The sequence below is a fragment of the Selenomonas sp. CM52 genome (assembly GCF_000292955.1).
Taxonomy (GTDB): domain Bacteria; phylum Bacillota; class Negativicutes; order Selenomonadales; family Selenomonadaceae; genus Selenomonas.
In genome coordinates, this window is sequence record NZ_ALNM01000003.1 from 60419 (window position 1) to 78208 (window position 17790).

Below are 17790 nucleotides of genomic sequence, written 5' to 3' on the forward strand. Positions count from 1 at the left end.
ATTAGCGAACCTCCCTGAAATAGTCAAGCGTTTTTTGCAAAGTTTCCAGATTTTCGACGTTCATGCTCGTGAGTTTGCGGTCGATACGCTTGTTGAAGCCACAGAGCGTCTTGCCGGGGCCCGCCTCGATAAAGGTGTCCGCGCCGAATTCCTTCATCTTCAAGACGCAGTCCTCCCACTTCACGGGGCTTGCCGCCTGCTTGACAAGACTCTCCTTGATGTCCGCCGCCTTCGTGAGGATCTCAGCCGAGACATTGGCGACGACGGGAATCTTCGCATCGCGAATCTCGACCTTGTCAAGTTCTGCGGCAAGCTTTTCCGCCGCCGGCTGCATCAAGGTGCTGTGGAACGGCGCGCTGACGGGCAGGATCACGCTCTTCTTCGCGCCCGCCTCGCCCAAGAGAGCCGCCGCCTTCTCGACGCCCGCCATCGTTCCCGCGATGACGATCTGCCCGGGGCAGTTGAAGTTGACCGCCTGCACGGCGCCGACGTCCGCCGAGACCTTCTCGCAGACCTCGACGATCTTTTCGCGCTCAAGCCCCATGACGGCTGCCATGCCGCCCTCGCCGACCGGGACGGCTTCCTGCATGAAGGAGCCGCGCTTATGGACGAGGAGTACGGCATCGGAGAAGTCGAGCACGTCGGCTGCGACGAGCGCCGAGTATTCGCCAAGGCTGTGTCCGCCCGTGATCTCGGGCTGGATTCCATGCTCCTTGAGGATCTCGTTCGCGATCACGCTGACGGTGAGGATCGCCGGCTGCGTGTTCGCCGTCAGGCGCAGATCCCCTTCCGGGCCATTGAAGCACATCTCCATGATGGAATAGCCGAGCGCCTCGTCCGCCTCGCGAAACAATTTCTTCGCTACATCATACTTCTCGTAGAAATCCTTGCCCATGCCGACCTGCTGGGCGCCCTGCCCCGGGAATACGAATGCGAGCTTGTTCATCGAACCGACCTCTCTTTCCTTTAGGAATGGCTGATACATTCAGCCAGCCACCTTCACGCACCTGCGCAAATCTGGGCGGCTTCATTTTATCAGCACTTCCTTAGCTGAACACCTCTTCTTTGCCTTTATTTGCAATGCGCCTCGGCGCTTTTGACGGCACCGGGCAACCCCTCCACGATGTTATGGATGATGTCTGCGACGGGCAAAATATCATTGAGCATGCCCGAAATCTGTCCGATCATCACGGAGCCGTTCTCGACGTCGCCCTTGTGCGTCGCGAGGTTGAGCTTGCCTACACCGAGCTTGTCGAGCTCTTCCGTCGAAGCGCCTCTTCGTTCCATCTCTTCGAACTCGCGCGTGAGCTTATTCGCAAGGACGCGCACGGGATGCCCCGTCGAGCGCCCCGTGACGACCGTCGAGCGATCGCGCGCCTTCAGGACGAACTTCTTGTAGTTTTCGTGCGCGATACACTCCTTCGACAGTACGAAGCGCGTGCCCATCTGCACGCCCCATGCGCCGAGGGCGAACGCCGCCGCCATGCCGCGCGAATCACCGATGCCGCCCGCCGCGATGACAGGAACATCGACGGCGTCGACGACCTGCGGCACGAGCGCCATCGTCGTGATCTCGCCGACGTGCCCGCCCGACTCCGTCCCCTCAGCAATGAGCGCGTCAACCCCCGTCCTGACGAGGCGTTTGGCAAGCGCGACGGAAGCGACGACGGGGATGACCTTGCTGCCGATCTCCTTGAGCGCCGGGATGTACTCACCGGGGTTGCCCGCTCCCGTCGTCACGACGGGCACGCGTTCATCGACGACGACCTGCATGACCTCCTTGACGAAGGGCGACATGAGCATGATGTTGACGCCGAACGGCTTCTCGGTCCAGCCCTTGCACTTTTGAATTTCCGCGCGCAGGACGTCGGGCGGCATGTGTCCGGCGCCGATGATGCCAAGCCCCCCGGCGTTCGAGACGGCAGAAGCAAGCTCCGCCGTGCCGATCCAAGCCATGCCTCCCTGGAAGATTGGATACTTTATCCGCAGCATCTGACAAATACGATTTTCTTCAAACATCCCTGATCCTCCTATACACCCATCTCACGACCGGACGGCTTCTGCGGCCGGCCCTTCCCCGTTCGCCGCAGGACACTTCCCACCGTCGTCCAAAGCCTCTTCACGTGCCAGATTCTCCTTGATATGAGCGAGGACGTCGCTCTCCACGTAGTCCTTGGCGACACGTATGGCGCTTGCGATGGACTTCGCGTTGGACGAGCCATGCGCGATGAGGCAGCAGCCGCGCACGCCAAGAAGCGGCGCACCGCCGTATTCCGACACGTCGATCGTCTTGCCGAGCTTCTTCAGCGCCGGCAGCAATAGGAACGCGCCGAGCCTCGCGAGAATCCCGCCGTTCTTCACGGCATCCTTCGCGAGACGCACGAGCGTCTTCGCCAACCCCTCCGCAAATTTTAGCACAACATTACCGACAAATCCATCACAAACGACGACGTCGAAATTCCCCTTGGGAATGTCGCGCCCTTCCGCGTTGCCGCAGAAGTTCACCGTCGTCATGGACTTCAATAGCGGGTACGTCGCCTGCGCCTGCTCATTTCCCTTCGTCTCTTCCTCGCCGATGTTCAAAAGACCGACGCGCGGCTTCGCTATGCCGAAGACATGCTCGGCGTAAAGCGCGCCCATGATGGCGCCCTGCACGAGATGCTTGGGCTTGCTGTCGACGTTCGCTCCCGAATCGAGGAGGAGCGTCACGCCCTTTGGCGTCGGCATCGGCGTCGCGATTGTCGGGCGATCCGCGCCAGCAATGCGTCCGAGAATAAACTGCGCTGCCGCCACTGCGCCGCCTGTCGAGCCAGCGGAAAGCACGGCGTCGCAGACGCCTTCCTTGACGAGCCGCGTCGCGACGACGACGGAGGAGTCCTTCTTTTTGCGCACGGCAGTGACGGGATGCTCGCCCATCTCTATGACCTCGCTCGCGTGCAGCACAGAAATGCCCAAGTTCTGCCAGCCTTCCTCTTTGGCAAGGACTCGCATGATCTTCTTCTCATCCCCGACAAGAACGATCTCGCAGCCATATTCCTTCGCAGCCCGAACTGCACCGAAGACAATTTGCTCCGGCGCATAATCCCCGCCCATGGCATCCACTGCAATCTTCACGAACGATCTTTCCTCCCCAGACACATGCCTCATTCTAGTATCTTCGCTGTATTTGCGATAATTCCTTTTAAGAATATAAAATAAAAGAATGAGCAGGACATAATCACTTACATCCTGCTCACCCCAAATTTCTTACTCGTCCGCAGCAACGACTTCTCTGCCATCGTAGTAACCGCACTCGGGGCAAACACGATGGGGCATCTTCGGCTCATGACATTGCGGGCACGAAACGAAGCCGGGAGCTGTGAGCTTCCAATTCGCACGGCGCGAATCGCGGCGGGCTTTCGACATCTTACGCTTAGGTACTGCCATTCGGGAAACACCTCCTTACTGTGTGCATCAAATCTTCTGCTTCTTCAAAAGCTGCTCCAAAGCCGCAAGCCTCGGATCAGGCACAGCACGGTCACAGCCGCACTCACCCTCATTGAGGTTTGCACCACATTTTGGGCAAAGCCCGAGACAATCCGGCCGACAAACATTGTGAATCGGCTGAGCAGCAAGAAGCGTATCCCGAATCAGCGGCGAAATGTCCATCTTGTCGTCAACGATAGAAAGACCGCTTTCGTCGTCCGTTCGTCGGACTTCTTCATCAAACGCATAACTCTCCTTAGCGGAGAAATGCTCAAGGCATCGATCGCAGACGGCGTTTCTTTTGCAGCGCACACAGCCCGTGAGCCGGTAGGCCTCGCCCGTGCAGAGAATTTCGCCCGTGATCTCGACAGGCCCTTCTATGCGGCAATCCTCCGGCTCGGCGTCAAGCGCTTCTGCCGTCGTGACAAACGAAAAAGAAACGCCCCTGCCCATCGCGGCGTTTGCATCAGCAATACAAACCATCATCATTCTGCATCGACCTCAAGGTATTATAGCAAGGCGTATTTTATTTGTCAAGAAAATGCCGGGAGACCTTCCGCTTTCCACTCCTGCGGATGCCTGCCGCTCATTCTTCCTCAATCTCGCGACTCGTCAGCAGATACTCGACCTTGACATCTGTGCGCAGGTTGAGATCCATAAACTCGCCATCCATCGTCTGCACGACGGGAAGTGCCGCGAGGCGTGACTCGTCGATGTAAATGATCTTGCCCGCTTCGCCATTCGAAAGCTTGACCCAATTTCCGTTCAAGGAATGGCAGACGCGGCGAATGAAACGGAAGCCGAATTCCGTGTCGAGCTGCCCATTCATGATGTCGTCCGACAAAATGTTAAACACTTCGAAAGGCGAGCGTTTCTTCGCGTAGGAGCGGTCCGACGCCATCGCATCGTACATGTCCATGATGGCGAGGACGCGTGCGAATTTGCCGATCTCTTCCTTGACGAGACCTCTCGGATAGCCCGAACCATCACCTCTCTCATGATATTGCAGCACAGCCTCGGCGATCTCCTTGTCCTCGCCCAAGCCTCCCGCCATGATCAGCTCATGTCCGAACTTCGGATGTTCCTGCATGATCTTGCGCTCATCAGGCGTCAAGACGCCCTCCTTGTCGAGCATCGCCTGCTCGATGCGCAAATTGCCAATAAGGATGAGAGAGCCCGCCGTAATGAGGCGCAGCTGATCTTTCTGCGGCATCTTGAGCCACTTGCCCATAAGCCCTGCCAAAATAGCCACATGGAGGCTATGATGGATGGTGTACTCGCCTTTCGCCGTCATGTTGTGGATGTGCGCGACAGCTTTCGCACCCGAACAAAGCGGTAGGATATTCTGTGCCAGAGTTTCTGCTGAATCTTTGTCGACAGAGCCGTGCGCCTTCGTGACTTCAAAGAGAGATTTCAGCTCGATGAAGCAATCGCCATAGTCCTTGACGTACCCTTCGTCGAGAATCGGCTCCTTCAGCGGAATGATTTTCGCGGCTGCCCCCTGCACTCCCTGCGGCTTCTGAGGCATGGGAGATGGACCTTCTTCCTCTCCTTCTTCCCGAATTTCCACGGAGACAATGTTCCTCTCAGACAAGGAGTCAATCATCTGCTGATTGAGCACCGTACCCTCTCCCAAGAGGACAGACATATCTTCCTTATAGACTGCCTGTCCGACGACCATGCCTTCCTTGAGCTGGTCTACCGCATACTTCTTCAGCATTCCGCCTGCACTCCTTCGCTTGAAAACCAATTCTTACATCCCTAGGTTCGCAGTCCCAATTATAACATAAAAATTTTTCTAATGCTACAAATCCTTCATAGATTATGAAAAAATTCCGTGTGCAAGTATCCTTAATATGATTCATTTGCAGTCTCCTATGCAATCTGCTATGATGAGGGCATAAGTATAGATCCTGCAAGCGAAGGAGGCCATTCTCCATGAAGATGCGAACAAAACTCCTGCTCTTCTCTCTCGTGCTGCTCGTAGCGGGGAGCGGCGCGTACCTCTATCATGCGCACGAATCCGCCATGCAGCACGAACGTGCAGCACACCTCAAGCTCTCAGGCAACGTCGACATCCGCGAGGTCACGCTCGCTTTCCGTCCGAGCGAACGCATCTCCGAAATCCTCGTGGACGAAGGCGACTCCGTCGAAGAAGGCCAACTTCTCGCACGGCTCGACTCGGCGGAACTTGCACTGAACCTGCAAAAAGCAAAGGCGCAGACTAAGGCGCAGGAGGCCGTCTTGGAGAAGCTGAAAAACGGCACGCGCAGTGAAGAGATCCTCCAGGCGCAGGAAAACGTGCGCGCCGCAGCGGCCGCTTCCGCCAACGCCAGGGGCATCTACGCACGCATGTTGGAAATCTACGAGACGAGCGAGGGCATCAGCCTGCAGGAGCTTGACAACGCGCGCGCCGCAGCCGATTCCGCCGAAGCGAAGACGAGAGCCGCCGAAGCTGCACTCGAAGAAGCGCGTACAGGCGCACGAGGCGAGGACATCCAACAGGCGGAAGCGACGCTTGCCGCACTCCGCGCAGAAGAGGAGCGCCTCGCCCACCTGCTCACACAGTACGAGCTTCGTGCGCCGTCGGCGGGCGTCATCCGCTCGCGCCTCCTCGAAGTCGGCGACATGGCTTCGCCCGCCATGCCTGTCTTCAAGCTCTCCCTCATCGAGCGCAAGCAGGTGCGCGTCTATGTGTCGGAAGCCGATCTCAGCCGCATCCACGAAGGACAAAAGGCGCTCATCACGACGACGAGTGAAGCCGACAAGCCGCTCACCGGGACGGTCGGCTTCATTGCCTCAACGGCGGAGTTCACGCCCAAGACAGTCGAGACCGAGGATCTTCGGACATCTCTCGTCTACGAAGTGCGCATCTCGGTCGACGATCCCGACAACCGCCTGCGCCTCGGCATGCCCGTGAATGCGCGGATAGACCTATGAGGGGCAAAACTGCACCCGCCGTAGAGGCCACGGCACTCGTCAAGACCTTCACGCCGAAGAACGCCCGCACCGTCACGGCGCTCAGAGGTCTTGACTTCTCGGTGTCCGCAGGCGAGCTCACGGCGCTCGTCGGCCCAGACGGCGCGGGCAAGACGACACTGCTGCGGCTCATCGCGGGGCTGCTCGACAAGACGGCAGGAAACCTTCTCGTCCTCGGACACGATGTCGCAAAAGAGCCGCAGAAGGTTCAGAGCCGCCTCAGTTACATGCCGCAGAAGTTCGGTCTCTACGAAGATCTGACCGTCAAGGAAAACATGCAGCTCTACGCCGATCTGCATGGCATAGCGCAAGAGGAGCGGCTCACGCGCTTCCCGCGCCTCCTGCACATGACGGGGCTCGCTCCGTTCACCGGTCGGCTCGCGGGCAATCTTTCGGGCGGCATGAAGCAGAAGCTCGGACTCCTCTGCACCCTCGTGCGCTCGCCCGACCTCCTGCTGCTCGACGAGCCGACCGCCGGCGTCGACCCCCTGTCGAGGCGCGAACTGTGGGAAATCCTCCAAGAGCAGGCGAGAGAAGCCCGCCTTTCCGTTCTCTGCGCGACCGCCTACATGTCGGAGGCGGCTCTTTGTCAGAAGGTCATCCTCCTCGATCGCGGGCGCATCCTCGCCGCCGGGACTCCCGACGAGGTGCGCCGCCCCCTGCACAGCATATTCGGCACATCGCCGACAAGCGTGGCACAGGCGCAGTTCGAAGACACCGCTTCGGGAGAAAAGCGCTCCGCCATCATCGAGGTGCGCGACCTCGTAAAAAAATTCGGCGACTTCACGGCCGTCAACAACACCTCGTTCCAAGTGTATCAAGGAGAAGTCTTCGGCCTCCTCGGACCGAACGGCGCAGGCAAGACCACGACCTTCCGCATGCTTTGCGGCCTCTTGCCCGCGACATCGGGCAAACTGCGCGTGGCGGGCGTCGACCTCGCGTGCGCACGCACGGAAGCTCGCGCACAGATCGGCTACGTCGCGCAGAAGTTCTCCCTCTACCAGAACCTCACGGCACTCGAAAACCTGCGCTTCTTCGGCGGCATCTACGGGCTTCGTCCCAAGGCTCTTGCCGCACGCATCGAAGCCGTCCTCGCCGAATTCGATCTGAAAGAGCGCAAGAACGACCGCGCAGGCGATCTTCCCGGCGGCTACAAGCAGCGGCTCGCCATGGCGGCGGCGCTCCTGCACGAGCCGCCGCTCCTCTTCCTCGACGAGCCGACGAGCGGCATCGACCCGCGTGCGCGCCGCCTCTTCTGGCAGAAGATCGACGCGCTTTCAAAGAGGGGCACGACGGTCATCATCACGACGCACTTCATGGAAGAAGCCGAATACTGCACGCGCATCCTCATCCAAGATCACGGCACGATGCTCGTCCTCGGCAGCCCCGCTGAGATACGCGCGCGCATGAAGATGCCCGCTGCCGACATGAACGATGTCTTCATCAGCATCGTCGAAGAAGCGCGCAAACGGGAGGAGGCAATAAGATGAATTTCCGTGCTTTTCTTCGGCGGCTCTTCGCCCTCACGCGCAAGGAATTTCAGCAGATGAAACGCGACCGCGGCAGCATCCTGCTCGGCGTCGTCCTGCCGCTCGCCCTCATCCTCATCATCGGCTATGGCCTGTCGCTCGACGTGAAAAACGTGCGTACCGCCGTCGCCTTGGAAGACAGCTCGCCCACGGCGCGCGCCGCCGTCCAGTTTCTTGACGGCAGCGACTATTTCGCCCCTGCCTACGTTCACTCGAAACAGGAAGCGGAAGCGATGATGCGGCGCGGCGAAGTCGACGCCGTCCTCATCATCCCCACGGATTTCAGCCGAAATCTTCCTCGCGGCACGGCCAGAATCGAGCTGCTGCTGAACGGCATCGAGGCGACGACTGCCGCCTCGGCGCAGGGCTACTTCGAGTCGGTCGTGCTGAAAAAAGCGGCAGAAAGCTCCTTGGCGAAACAAAACGTCGGGCGCGCCGAAATCGTCAGCCGCGTCTGGTTCAACGACGCCAACACGAGCACATGGTTTTTCGTTCCAGGCCTCTTAATGCTCGTCCTGACCATCGTCGGCGTCTTTCTCACCTCCGTCGTCATGGCGCGCGAATGGGAGCGCGGCACGTTCGAATCGCTCTTCGTCACGCCTGTACAGCGCCTCGAACTCATTCTCGCCAAGATGATTCCCTACTTCCTCGTTGCCATGACGGGCATGATCCTGTGCCTGATCACAGGACACCTGCTCTACGAGCTTCCTATGCGCGGCTCCCTCATCTTGATTCTCGGCACGACGATGCTTTACCTCGTCATGGCGCTCGGTCTCGGACTCGTGATTTCCGCCATGACGAAGAATCAATTTCTCGCATGCCAGATGGCGCTTCTTCTAAGTTTCCTGCCCACGATCATGTTGTCGGGCTTCCTCTACGATCTGCATACGGCACCGCTCGGCATCCGCATCATCAGCCGTTTCCTGCCCATGCCCTACTTCCTGCAAATGTTGAAGTCCCTGCTGCTCACGGGAAACTATTGGCCGCTCATCATCAAAAACACAGCCGTGCTTGCGAGCTTTGCCGCACTCTTCGTCGGCGCTGCCTTTCATCTGACGCGAAAGAAGGTAGGAGAATGAACATGCAGCGCATCCGCATCTTCTTCACACATCTCTACTACCTCGGGCACAAGGAGCTTCTGGCCATTTTGAAAGATCCGCGCATGCGCATCGCTCTGATCGTGCCCGTCTTCACCCAGGGGCTGCTCTTCGGCTACGTCGCCAACTACAATCTCGACTCCGTACCCTACGCCGTCGTCGACGCTTCGAGAAGTGAAGCCTCGCAGAGCCTGCTCGCGCACTTCGACGGCTCGCCCGCATTTTCGCGCACGGCGACGCTTGCCGTCCCTGCCGAGATTGAGCCTTTGATCAACTCCGAGACCATTCTCATGGCACTCATCATCCCCGCAGACTTTGAAGCGCGTCTCGCTCGCGGCGAAACCGCCCCCGTCGAGATTATCACCGACGGCCGCAACGCGCTCACATCGACGCTCGCCACAGGCTATGCAGCAGCCATCATCGCGCGCTGGAACGCAGAGAGACTGCATGCCGCGCCCGCCATCACACTGACGAGCCGCACATGGTATAACGCGAACCAGATCACGCGCTGGACCTTCCTGCCGAGCATCATCGCCATGATCTCCTTCGTGCAAGTCATCATGCTCGCCGGACTCTCCATCGCCCGAGAGCGCGAACAAGGCACCTTCGATCAGCTTCTCGTCACGCCGCTTGCCCCCGTGGAGATCCTCATCGGCAAGGCGCTTCCGCCCATGCTCATCGGACTTGTGCAGAGCACGCTTCTCCTGCTCATTTCCCTCTTTTGGTTCGAGATTCCGTTTGCCGGCTCCTTCCTTACGCTCTATCTGACGCTCTTCCTCTTCATCCTCAGCTCGACGGGCATCGGGCTGTGCGTCTCCGCCATCGCACGCAGCATGCAGCAAGTCCTCGTCTACCTCTTCGTCCTCCTGCTGCCGCTTGCCCTTCTCTCAGGGATCGCAACGCCCGTCGCCAACATGCCGCGCATCCTGCAGATCCTCACCTACATCGACCCTCTGCGCTTCGCCGTCGAGGCCGTGCGGCGCGTCTACTTGGAGGGCGCCGTCGCCGCCGACCTCATCGGCGACTACATCCCCCTGCTCCTCATCGCCGGCGTCACTCTGCCCTTTGCCATGTGGCTGTTTCGGAACAAGACAATGTAAGCTGCGTACCAGCCTCCACCTACGGTCATTATGCGTACAGCTTACAGCAAGCAAAATATTGTGCGCGCGGATCCTTCTCATCGTCTTCCAGTTCAATGTCGCTGTACTTCCTGCGGCCGATGTACTTCTCTGCACCTCGGTCGGCAGGGCGCGCTGCCTTGATCTGCGCTTTCTGCTTAATGTACAATGGAATGACCAAAAGCCAGCGAAGATGCTATAATATGAACAGCAAGAGGAGACATGGCAAGCGCAGGGTCGCCTGCCACAGGAAAGGAGCGTCGTCATGAAATACATATCAGGACTTCATGCGCTCAATATTCCCTGCCGTTTGGAAACTGTGCGAGACAGCACACTGGACAGACATCGACCGATTCATGGAAAAAGAGTATCGAATGAAGTGGGGTCTTTTCAGAAAGGAGCAGGAAGCGAATGGATGCCGCACAAATGCGCCATATAGGATCGATAAGGACGCATTGGCAGGACTTTATCTGAATATGTTCGAGAAGCTGGATCTTCTCTATTCGGAGGAGGAAGCAGAAACTCTTTCCGTAAAGGAAAATGTCGCAAAAAAAGAAAACGATGACCAAGAAGAATGAAGCCGCTGAGACCGGCGGGCAGAAGATTTCCTGTCGCGCTTCTGTACGACGGCCGCCCCATCGAAGGCGATACGCTCAAAGAACTGCAGGCATTGATCGAAAAGTGTCGCTGGGAGGGCGGCCTTCATCTGCAGTTCGACGCAAACATCCCGCATGACACCTGGTCATAACGCAAACGAAACACTCCCCCGCCTGCGGCAAAAGCCTGTCGGGGGAGTTTTCTCGTTTATTTTTGCTACACCGCTTACGCCTTTTCGGGCTGCAGCGCGCCGTAGTGGAAGGAAGCCGTCGCGCCGCCGTCGATGAGAAAGGTCGCGCCCGTGATGAACCGGGCGCGCTCAGGCAAGGGAAGCGCTGATAAAATGAATTCTCCCAGATTTGCACAGATGCGCTGTGCCTATCTAGGAGACAAACCGGAGGCGTAGCGGTGCTACGTCGAGGATTTGTCGACGACGAGAGGACAGTGCAGATGTGTGAAGATGGGCGGCTGAATTTATCAGTGATTCCCAAGATTCCGCTTCGCCCAAGCGGCGACTGCTTCTTCCGACTGCGCGGCTTCCGCGCCCTTGACGGCAAGCCCCTCGCCGACTGTCGCGCCCTCGCAGTAGCTTTGAAGCGCCGAGGCGCTGCCGGCCAGCCCCGAGCCTTCGTGCGTCATGACGGGGAACACGCGCTTGCCATGAAAATCGAGCGCTTTTAGCTGCGTGACGACCGCCATCGGATAGGTGCCCCACCAGCAAGGTCCCGCCACGACGATGTTGTCATACGTTGCGATGGAATCGAGCATACGCACGAGCTCCGGCAAAGCGTGCGCCTTGAGCTCCTCCTTCGCCTCCCGCGTACATTCATTGTAGTCCGCCGCATACGCTTTCTTCGTCTCGATCTCGAAGATGTCGGCGTCCACCGCCTTTTGAATAAATTCGGCGACGATCTCGGTATTGCCCTTCGTCAGCTTTTCAATCCTGCCGTTGACATAATTCTCGCCCTTGCGCGAGTAGTAGATAACGAGTGTCTTTACCATTTCCAATTTCCTCCCACAGTTCCCTCGGTTTGCTTCTGCAAACCTCTGTCTTTCATTTTATTTCTTGAAGTCAACTTCAAGTCAATGCGTATGGAGTCAAACTTTCTCAGGCGAGCGTTTTGTCGAGCAGCGCGGCGAGGAAGTCCGGCTCTTCCTCGAAGCCCTGCGCGTACCAGTCCGCTTTCAGCTGATAGAGTCCACCGATAAGGAACGATTTCATCAGATCGAACTCACGCTCGGAAAGCGCCGCGAAATGCGGGCGCAGGATGTCGAGCTTCTCGCGCATGATTTCTCCGTAGCGCGCGATGAGCCACGATTCGACGTGCCCTTCGCAAACGATGCGCAAAAAATCCGCATTCTCGCGCCAGAAGGAGAGATACGTCGCAAAGATCTCGCGGCGCGTCGGCTGCTGCAAGCTTTGCAGACGCTCGGTCACGCCGTCGGCGATCCTCTGCAGCATGGCGGCAAGGATCTCGTCCTTCGAGCGAAAATGGCGGTAGAATGTCTGACGCGACACGTCCGCCTCCTGCACGATGCGCAGGATCGTGATCTCGCCGTAGGGCGTCGTGCGCGTGAGCGCGGCGAAGGCGTCGAGAATCATCCGACGGTAGCGCAGCGCGATGGGATTGGCGGTTTCCTGCATAAATCCACTCCTTTCCTATCCTCCATTATAAGCCTTCTTTCAACATGTTACAAGAGTAACACTCCGCACAAGCCCATCTGTGACAAAGCGCCGCCTTTGTATCACTTGCTCGCATACCATTGACACATGTAACACCTTGCCGCTATAATAAAGTCAAGATGTTACATGTGTAACACGAACGAAGGAGGATTCCCATGCTGACATTGCTGACGCTCGCATTCGGTTTCTATTGGAGCTCGCGCAGGTCGAGCATGACCTGCTTGAAGCGCGCACTGTATACCGCACGGTCAAGCGCATCTTTCTGCTGAACGGCGACGCCTTTTCGCTGGGCTTTTCGCGGCTTGAGGCCATCGGCAAGAAGATCATCGAGATCTTCCCCGAGGTCGAGACGATCGCTTCCTATGCCTCCATCGAGAGCATCGCGCGCAAGACGGACGAGGAACTGCAGGAGCTTCGCCGCCTGCGCTTCAACGGCATGAACGTCGGCCTCGAATCGGGACATGCGGAAACGCTCACGCTCCTCGGCAAGAACTACACGCTCGAGAAAGCGGAGCGCGAACTTCTGCGTGAGGACTTCCTCGCCGCACGTCCCAAGCGCGGCATGGAAGGACGCTACATTTTTTAAGAACTCACGGATACATTCAACGCTTCCTATAGAAAGGAGTTTCTCCATGGATTTTCAAAGCGTTTTGGAAAAGCGCCGCAGCATACGAAAGTTCGATACGCGCCCCATCCCGAAGGAGATCGTCGAGGCGATCCTCGAAGCTGGCAGGCGCGCCCCCTCGGGCGGCAACATCCAGCCTTGACACTACGTCGTCGTCGAGGACGAAGCCGTGCGAAAGCGGCTCAAGGAAGCCTCGCCGCTCTCCTTCTTCGCCGAAGCGCCGCTCCTCATTCTCGCATGCTTCGACCGCGAGGCGATCAAGAAAATGCCCGAACGCTTCGCCGAACTTACAGCGTCCGACGCCTTCGAGGACGTTACAATGGACGCGGGCAAGGTGGAAGCCCTGCGCGCTCAGCGCGCCAACGACGAAGTGGAAAAGGCGTCCTACGCCGTCTACAACACGGCGATCTCCGTGACGCACATGGATCTTACCGCCGTTGCGCACGGCCTCGGCACATGCTGGATCGGCATGTTCGACAAGGAAAAAGTGCGTGAAATCCTCGGCATCGACGCGCGCTTCGGCATCGTCTGCGCCCTGCAGATCGGCTACGCCCTGCAGTCCCCGCCGCCGCGCCCGCGCCTTTCGATGGATGACATCATTTTGCAGCGTTTCTGATGCGCTGTATTTATAAGTACCTCACAGCAGCAAGAAAGAAAGATTTCCATGACAGAATCCATCAAGACCCCCATGCCCGATACGGCGGAGTGGAACGCCTTTTTCCCCTCGCCCTACTCCCTGTCCGTCTACACCGCCGCAAAGACCGACTTCGACGGCGCAAAGTACGATTCGCGCTACGGCGGCAAGAAGAAGGTGCTTGTCATTCTTTCGGATGAGCGCTACCTTGCGATGGAAAACGGCAAGCTTTTTTCGACCGGCAACCACCCCGTCGAAACGCTTCTGCCGATGATGCACCTCGCGGCGGCGGGCTTCTCGTTCGATATCGCGACGCTTTCGGGCAGGCGCGCCAAATTCGAGCAATGGGCGATGCCCTTGGGCGACGACGCCGTCATGGCCTTCTACGAAGAAGTCCTGCCGCAGATGGAAGAACCGCAGAAGCTTGAAGAAACGCTCAAAGCCATGACGGAAGCGGCGGACGTTCCCTACGCTGCCGTCTTTATTCCCGGCGGTCACGGCGTGCTCAACGCCATCCCCGAAAGCCGCGAGGTGCATGACGTCCTGCACTGGGCGTTCGCCAACGAGGTGTTCATTATCAGTCTCTGCCACGGCCCCGCCTCGCTTCTCGCGGCGAACGATGCGAAGGGCTTCCCCTTCGTCGGCTACGAGCTCTGCGTCTTCCCCGACAGCCTCGACGAAGGCGCGAACATCGCCATCGGCTACATGCCGGGGCGCTTGAAGAAGCTCGTCGGCAAAAATCTCGCGGCGCTCGGCGTGAAGATCCTCAACTCCGACATCACCGGCAAGGTGCATCGCGACCGCACGCTCCTGACGGGAGACAGCCCGCTCGCCTCCAATGCCCTCGGCAAACTGGCAGCAGAAACTCTGCTTGCGGAAGTCAAGTAGATACATCGAAAGAAAGAGGCGATACCCATGAAAGCTGTTTTGATCGGCGCGACGGGCGCGGTCGGCAAAGACTTGCTGCAGGCGCTTCTCGAGGATGCGCGCTATACGGAGGTCGTCGCCTTTGCGCGGCGCGCGCTCGGCGTACAGCACGAAAAGCTCCGGGAGCATACGATCGACTTCGACGCGCCCGCGACGTGGCAGGAGCTTGTCAAAGGCGACGTCCTCTTTTCGACGCTCGGCACCTCGCTCAAGCAGGCAGGCTCCAAGGAAGCGCAGCGCCATATCGACTACGATTACCAGCTCACCTTCGCGAAAGCCGCCAGGGCAAACGGCGTGAAGAGCCTCGTACTGCTGTCCTCCATAGGCGCGAACAGCAAGTCGAGCATCTTCTATCTGCGCCTGAAGGGCGAGCTAGACGACGCCGTTCAGTGTCTTGGCTTCGATTCGCTGAGCATCGTGCGTCCGCCGAGCCTCATACGCGCGAAAAGCAAGCGCTTTGGTGAGACCGCCTCCGTCAAGTTCCTTCAGGCCGCCAATGCCATCGGCCTCGCCAAGCGGCTCGCGCCGATGGAAACCGCCGTCGTTGCGCGCTCGATGGCCGCGTTGGGTCTGGATTCCGCGAGCGGCACAAGAATCATCGAAGGGCAGGATGTCCGCGATTTCGCGTAAAAAAGATGCCCCATAAGCCATCCATGCGGCTTATGGGGCGTCTTTGTCTTATTTGGGAGCACTATGCCCATCCAGCTATACGTTGCTCAATCACTGTTCTCATGCGCAGCTGCACGCAGATAGTCAAGTTTATTATCTCTTCGCTCTACAGAGTCAAATTTCGACAACGGCATATAGTATTCATCCGTATCCTTCTTATAGCGGAACACGACGGTATGCTGCGGCTCTACCGTCATCTCGCCGATGCGGCTGTCCCACACGACGGCAAAGGAGAGGAACGCGAAGTCTTCGTAGTCCTCTCCCTCGCTCATGATGTACGCCGAACTCACATCGGCCACCGATTTCACATGAGAGCCGCAGTCCCATACGATGAAGTTGGGATCGCCGTCGTAGCTGTAGATGCCGGGAGCTACATCGGCTTCAGGCAGATCGGCAAAAGCCGTCGATGTGCAGATCGCAAGGCAAAATGTAAAAACGGCGGCAAAAACTTTCCTGCTGAGATTCAGATTCATACAAATCCCACCTTTTCTCGAAGAACCTTACAAAATAAACTGACTCAAATCGCGGTTGACGGCGATGTCCTTGAGCTTCTTGTCGACGTAGGCGGCGTCGACGCGGACTTCCTTTTCTTCCATCTCGGGAGCGTCGAAAGAGAGATCCTCCAAGAGCTTTTCCAAGATCGTATGCAGGCGGCGTGCGCCGATGTTCTCGGTCTGGGTGTTGACGTCGCAGGCGAGCTGCGCGAGGCGCTCGATGGCGTCGTCCGCAAAGTCGAGCGCGATGCCCTCAGTCGCGAGAAGCGCCTTGTACTGCTTCAAAAGAGCGTTCTGCGGCTCGGTCAGGATGCGCTGGAAGTCTTCCTTCTGCAGCGACTTCAGCTCGACGCGAATCGGGAAGCGTCCCTGCAGCTCCGGAATGAGATCGGACGGTTTCGCCGTGTGGAACGCGCCCGCCGCAATGAAGAGGATGTGATCGGTCTTGATCGGGCCGTACTTCGTCATGACGGTCGAGCCTTCGACGATCGGCAGGATGTCGCGTTGCACGCCTTCACGCGAGACGTCGGGACCTGAGCCCTGCCCCTTGACGGCGACCTTGTCGATCTCGTCGAGGAAGACGATGCCGCTCTTTTCCGCCGCGCGGATGGCGGCGTCCTTGACCTCCTCCATGTCGACGAGCTTCGCGGCTTCTTCTTGTTGAAAGAGCTTGCGCGCCGCCGCCACGGAGACCTTGCGCTTCTTCTGCTTCTTCGGCATGAGGTTCGCCATCATGTCCTGCAGATTGTCGCCCATGCTCTCAAGGCTCGAGCCTGCGAACATGCCGACCATCGGCTTGCCCGAGTCCTCGATCTCGATCTCGATGACTTCTTTTTCCAGCTCGCCTTTCAGCAGGCGCTTTCTGACCCACTCGCGCCCCGCCGCATACTTCGGCTCCTTATTTTCCTCCGACGATTCCTTTTCCTCGTCGTCAGAGCCGCCAAAAAGCTTGCCCAAGGGGTTCTGCGACTTCTTCGGCTGCGGCACGAATACATCGAGGATGCGCTCCTCGGCCAGCTCGGCTGCCCTTTCCTGCACCTTTTCCATGCGCTCCTGGCGCACCATGCGCACGGCCGTCTCGGCGAGGTCGCGCACGATGGACTCGACATCGCGTCCCACATAGCCGACTTCCGTGAACTTCGTCGCCTCGACCTTGATGAACGGCGCCTTGACGAGTCTCGCCAGACGACGCGCGATCTCGGTCTTGCCGACGCCCGTCGAACCGATCATCAGAATGTTTTTCGGTATGACATCGTCCTGCATGGCGACGTCAAGCTGTCGGCTGCGCCAGCGGTTTCTGAGCGCGATGGCGACGGCTCGCTTCGCTTCCTTCTGCCCGACGATGTAGCGGTCAAGTTCCTCGACGATCTGGCGCGGCGTCTGCTCGTTCAGCATGCTCTCTTCCATTTCGACCTTTTCCTGCAAGTCAATCCAGCTCCTCTACCTTGATGTTGTGATTCGTAAAGACGCATATATCGGCGGCGAGCGTCAAGGCTTCCTTGGCGATTTCCGCCGCTTCCATGTCCGTGTGCTTGACGAGGGCGCGCGCTGCCGCGAGCGCGTAGAAGCCGCCCGAGCCGATCGCCGCAACGTCGCCGTCCGGCTCAATGACCTCGCCGCCGCCCGAGATCATCAAAAGCGTCTCGGCATCGGCGACGAGAAGCAGCGCTTCGAGCTTTCGGAGCACGCGATCCGTGCGCCACTCCTTGGCAAGCTCGACCGAAGCGCGCATCAGGTTGCCGTTGAATTCCTCCAGTTTCGCCTCAAACTTCTCGAAGAGCGTGAAGGCGTCGGCGACCGAGCCAGCGAAGCCCGCGACGACCTTGCCGTGGTAAAGGCGGCGCACCTTGCGCGCCGTCGATTTCATGATGGCGCTCTGTCCGAACGTAACCTGACCGTCGCCCGCGATCGCCGTCTTTCCCTTCTGACGCACGGCGACGATGGTCGTCGCGTGAAATGTCTGTTCCATAGC

20 protein-coding genes and 1 pseudogene are annotated in these 17790 nt (G+C 58.6%); 10 read left to right on the forward strand and 11 right to left on the reverse strand.

The features are described from left to right. Position 1 precedes the first annotated feature (1 nt). The 6 genes from fabD to HMPREF1153_RS00490 form a co-directional block, all read right to left on the reverse strand. The gene (fabD, locus tag HMPREF1153_RS00470) at positions 2-946 is read right to left on the reverse strand and encodes an ACP S-malonyltransferase (RefSeq protein ID WP_037369294.1); all 945 of its coding nucleotides are present in this window, start codon (positions 944-946) and stop codon (positions 2-4) included. 125 nt (positions 947-1071) lie between these two features. Continuing rightward, positions 1072-2019, reverse strand: coding sequence for an enoyl-[acyl-carrier-protein] reductase FabK (gene fabK, locus HMPREF1153_RS00475; RefSeq protein WP_009644914.1), 948 nt, complete (start codon positions 2017-2019; stop codon positions 1072-1074). 24 nt (positions 2020-2043) lie between these two features. Further along, entirely contained in the window at positions 2044-3114 is a 1071-nt protein-coding gene (plsX, locus tag HMPREF1153_RS00480; RefSeq protein ID WP_009644983.1) for a phosphate acyltransferase PlsX, read from the reverse strand. A gap of 132 nt (positions 3115-3246) precedes the next feature. Beyond that, positions 3247-3426 carry a 50S ribosomal protein L32 gene (gene rpmF / locus HMPREF1153_RS12175; RefSeq protein ID WP_009644988.1) on the reverse strand — a complete coding sequence of 60 codons (180 nt, stop codon included), beginning with the start codon at positions 3424-3426 and terminating at the stop codon, positions 3247-3249. A 27-nt stretch (positions 3427-3453) separates the two neighbouring features. Beyond that, the gene (locus tag HMPREF1153_RS00485; RefSeq protein ID WP_009645031.1) at positions 3454-3954 is read right to left on the reverse strand and encodes a YceD family protein; all 501 of its coding nucleotides are present in this window, start codon (positions 3952-3954) and stop codon (positions 3454-3456) included. Between the two features lie 97 nt (positions 3955-4051). Then, entirely contained in the window at positions 4052-5185 is a 1134-nt protein-coding gene (locus tag HMPREF1153_RS00490; RefSeq protein WP_009644950.1) for an HD-GYP domain-containing protein, read from the reverse strand. A 218-nt stretch (positions 5186-5403) separates the two neighbouring features. Here HMPREF1153_RS00490 and HMPREF1153_RS00495 point away from each other — a divergent pair, with 218 nt between their 5' ends. From HMPREF1153_RS00495 to HMPREF1153_RS12620, 6 genes are all read left to right on the forward strand, one after another. Then, positions 5404-6405, forward strand: coding sequence for an HlyD family efflux transporter periplasmic adaptor subunit (locus HMPREF1153_RS00495; protein ID WP_009644975.1), 1002 nt, complete (start codon positions 5404-5406; stop codon positions 6403-6405). After that, on the forward strand, positions 6402-7934 hold the full coding sequence (locus tag HMPREF1153_RS00500; RefSeq protein ID WP_009644897.1) for an ATP-binding cassette domain-containing protein: 1533 nt from the start codon (positions 6402-6404) through the stop codon (positions 7932-7934). Before HMPREF1153_RS00495 ends, HMPREF1153_RS00500 begins: the two co-directional genes overlap by 4 nt. Next, the gene (locus HMPREF1153_RS00505) at positions 7931-9052 is read left to right on the forward strand and encodes an ABC transporter permease (protein WP_009645010.1); all 1122 of its coding nucleotides are present in this window, start codon (positions 7931-7933) and stop codon (positions 9050-9052) included. Before HMPREF1153_RS00500 ends, HMPREF1153_RS00505 begins: the two co-directional genes overlap by 4 nt. After that, the gene (locus HMPREF1153_RS00510; protein WP_037369298.1) at positions 9049-10170 is read left to right on the forward strand and encodes an ABC transporter permease; all 1122 of its coding nucleotides are present in this window, start codon (positions 9049-9051) and stop codon (positions 10168-10170) included. Before HMPREF1153_RS00505 ends, HMPREF1153_RS00510 begins: the two co-directional genes overlap by 4 nt. A 374-nt stretch (positions 10171-10544) precedes the next feature. After that, positions 10545-10766, forward strand: coding sequence for a hypothetical protein (locus tag HMPREF1153_RS12860; RefSeq protein ID WP_232208142.1), 222 nt, complete (start codon positions 10545-10547; stop codon positions 10764-10766). Further along, positions 10763-10936 (forward strand): hypothetical protein, encoded by a 174-nt coding sequence (locus HMPREF1153_RS12620; protein ID WP_009644913.1) that lies wholly within the window; start codon positions 10763-10765, stop codon positions 10934-10936. The genes HMPREF1153_RS12860 and HMPREF1153_RS12620 overlap by 4 nt, the downstream gene beginning before the upstream one ends. Positions 10937-11262: 326 nt before the next feature. On the opposite strand, the gene HMPREF1153_RS00520 is transcribed toward HMPREF1153_RS12620, so the two are convergent. Next, positions 11263-11787 carry a flavodoxin gene (locus HMPREF1153_RS00520; RefSeq protein WP_009644970.1) on the reverse strand — a complete coding sequence of 175 codons (525 nt, stop codon included), beginning with the start codon at positions 11785-11787 and terminating at the stop codon, positions 11263-11265. Between the two features lie 106 nt (positions 11788-11893). Further along, positions 11894-12430 carry a TetR/AcrR family transcriptional regulator gene (locus HMPREF1153_RS00525; protein WP_009644980.1) on the reverse strand — a complete coding sequence of 179 codons (537 nt, stop codon included), beginning with the start codon at positions 12428-12430 and terminating at the stop codon, positions 11894-11896. A gap of 229 nt (positions 12431-12659) precedes the next feature. Here HMPREF1153_RS00525 and HMPREF1153_RS00530 point away from each other — a divergent pair, with 229 nt between their 5' ends. The 4 genes and pseudogenes from HMPREF1153_RS00530 to HMPREF1153_RS00545 all read left to right on the forward strand — a co-directional run bounded on the left by HMPREF1153_RS00530 (position 12660) and on the right by HMPREF1153_RS00545 (position 15285). Further along, the gene (locus HMPREF1153_RS00530) at positions 12660-13055 is read left to right on the forward strand and encodes a hypothetical protein (RefSeq protein WP_009644901.1); all 396 of its coding nucleotides are present in this window, start codon (positions 12660-12662) and stop codon (positions 13053-13055) included. A gap of 46 nt (positions 13056-13101) precedes the next feature. Next, a pseudogene (locus tag HMPREF1153_RS00535) lies at positions 13102-13710 on the forward strand (nitroreductase family protein). Between the two features lie 48 nt (positions 13711-13758). Beyond that, complete coding sequence (gene hchA / locus HMPREF1153_RS00540) at positions 13759-14616, forward strand: glyoxalase III HchA (RefSeq protein WP_009644900.1); 858 nt, start codon at positions 13759-13761, stop codon at positions 14614-14616. A 27-nt stretch (positions 14617-14643) separates the two neighbouring features. After that, positions 14644-15285, forward strand: coding sequence for an NAD(P)H-binding protein (locus tag HMPREF1153_RS00545; protein WP_009645018.1), 642 nt, complete (start codon positions 14644-14646; stop codon positions 15283-15285). Between the two features lie 86 nt (positions 15286-15371). Here HMPREF1153_RS00545 and HMPREF1153_RS00550 read toward each other — a convergent pair whose 3' ends face one another. Genes HMPREF1153_RS00550 through hslV form a run of 3 tightly spaced genes read right to left on the reverse strand, consistent with a single transcriptional unit; the run spans position 15372 to position 17787 of the window. Continuing rightward, positions 15372-15797 carry a hypothetical protein gene (locus HMPREF1153_RS00550; protein WP_009644939.1) on the reverse strand — a complete coding sequence of 142 codons (426 nt, stop codon included), beginning with the start codon at positions 15795-15797 and terminating at the stop codon, positions 15372-15374. A gap of 27 nt (positions 15798-15824) precedes the next feature. Continuing rightward, positions 15825-17225 (reverse strand): ATP-dependent protease ATPase subunit HslU, encoded by a 1401-nt coding sequence (hslU, locus tag HMPREF1153_RS00555; RefSeq protein WP_037369327.1) that lies wholly within the window; start codon positions 17223-17225, stop codon positions 15825-15827. 19 nt (positions 17226-17244) lie between these two features. Next, positions 17245-17787, reverse strand: coding sequence for an ATP-dependent protease subunit HslV (gene hslV, locus HMPREF1153_RS00560; protein ID WP_009644931.1), 543 nt, complete (start codon positions 17785-17787; stop codon positions 17245-17247). Positions 17788-17790 lie beyond the last annotated feature (3 nt).

Coding starts and splice junctions, on each gene's coding strand:
- HMPREF1153_RS00485 (WP_009645031.1), bottom strand. CDS start 3,954: ATGATGATGGTTTGTATTGCTGATGCAAACGCCGCGATGGGCAGGGGC.
- HMPREF1153_RS00520 (WP_009644970.1), bottom strand. CDS start 11,787: ATGGTAAAGACACTCGTTATCTACTACTCGCGCAAGGGCGAGAATTAT.
- hslV (WP_009644931.1), bottom strand. CDS start 17,787: ATGGAACAGACATTTCACGCGACGACCATCGTCGCCGTGCGTCAGAAG.
- HMPREF1153_RS00490 (WP_009644950.1), bottom strand. CDS start 5,185: ATGCTGAAGAAGTATGCGGTAGACCAGCTCAAGGAAGGCATGGTCGTC.
- HMPREF1153_RS00550 (WP_009644939.1), bottom strand. CDS start 15,797: ATGAATCTGAATCTCAGCAGGAAAGTTTTTGCCGCCGTTTTTACATTT.
- HMPREF1153_RS00505 (WP_009645010.1), top strand. CDS start 7,931: ATGAATTTCCGTGCTTTTCTTCGGCGGCTCTTCGCCCTCACGCGCAAG.
- hchA (WP_009644900.1), top strand. CDS start 13,759: ATGACAGAATCCATCAAGACCCCCATGCCCGATACGGCGGAGTGGAAC.
- HMPREF1153_RS00545 (WP_009645018.1), top strand. CDS start 14,644: ATGAAAGCTGTTTTGATCGGCGCGACGGGCGCGGTCGGCAAAGACTTG.
- fabD (WP_037369294.1), bottom strand. CDS start 946: ATGAACAAGCTCGCATTCGTATTCCCGGGGCAGGGCGCCCAGCAGGTC.
- HMPREF1153_RS12620 (WP_009644913.1), top strand. CDS start 10,763: ATGAAGCCGCTGAGACCGGCGGGCAGAAGATTTCCTGTCGCGCTTCTG.
- fabK (WP_009644914.1), bottom strand. CDS start 2,019: ATGTTTGAAGAAAATCGTATTTGTCAGATGCTGCGGATAAAGTATCCA.
- HMPREF1153_RS00495 (WP_009644975.1), top strand. CDS start 5,404: ATGAAGATGCGAACAAAACTCCTGCTCTTCTCTCTCGTGCTGCTCGTA.
- hslU (WP_037369327.1), bottom strand. CDS start 17,225: ATGGAAGAGAGCATGCTGAACGAGCAGACGCCGCGCCAGATCGTCGAG.
- HMPREF1153_RS00500 (WP_009644897.1), top strand. CDS start 6,402: ATGAGGGGCAAAACTGCACCCGCCGTAGAGGCCACGGCACTCGTCAAG.
- HMPREF1153_RS00510 (WP_037369298.1), top strand. CDS start 9,049: ATGAACATGCAGCGCATCCGCATCTTCTTCACACATCTCTACTACCTC.
- HMPREF1153_RS12860 (WP_232208142.1), top strand. CDS start 10,545: ATGGAAAAAGAGTATCGAATGAAGTGGGGTCTTTTCAGAAAGGAGCAG.
- HMPREF1153_RS00525 (WP_009644980.1), bottom strand. CDS start 12,430: ATGCAGGAAACCGCCAATCCCATCGCGCTGCGCTACCGTCGGATGATT.
- rpmF (WP_009644988.1), bottom strand. CDS start 3,426: ATGGCAGTACCTAAGCGTAAGATGTCGAAAGCCCGCCGCGATTCGCGC.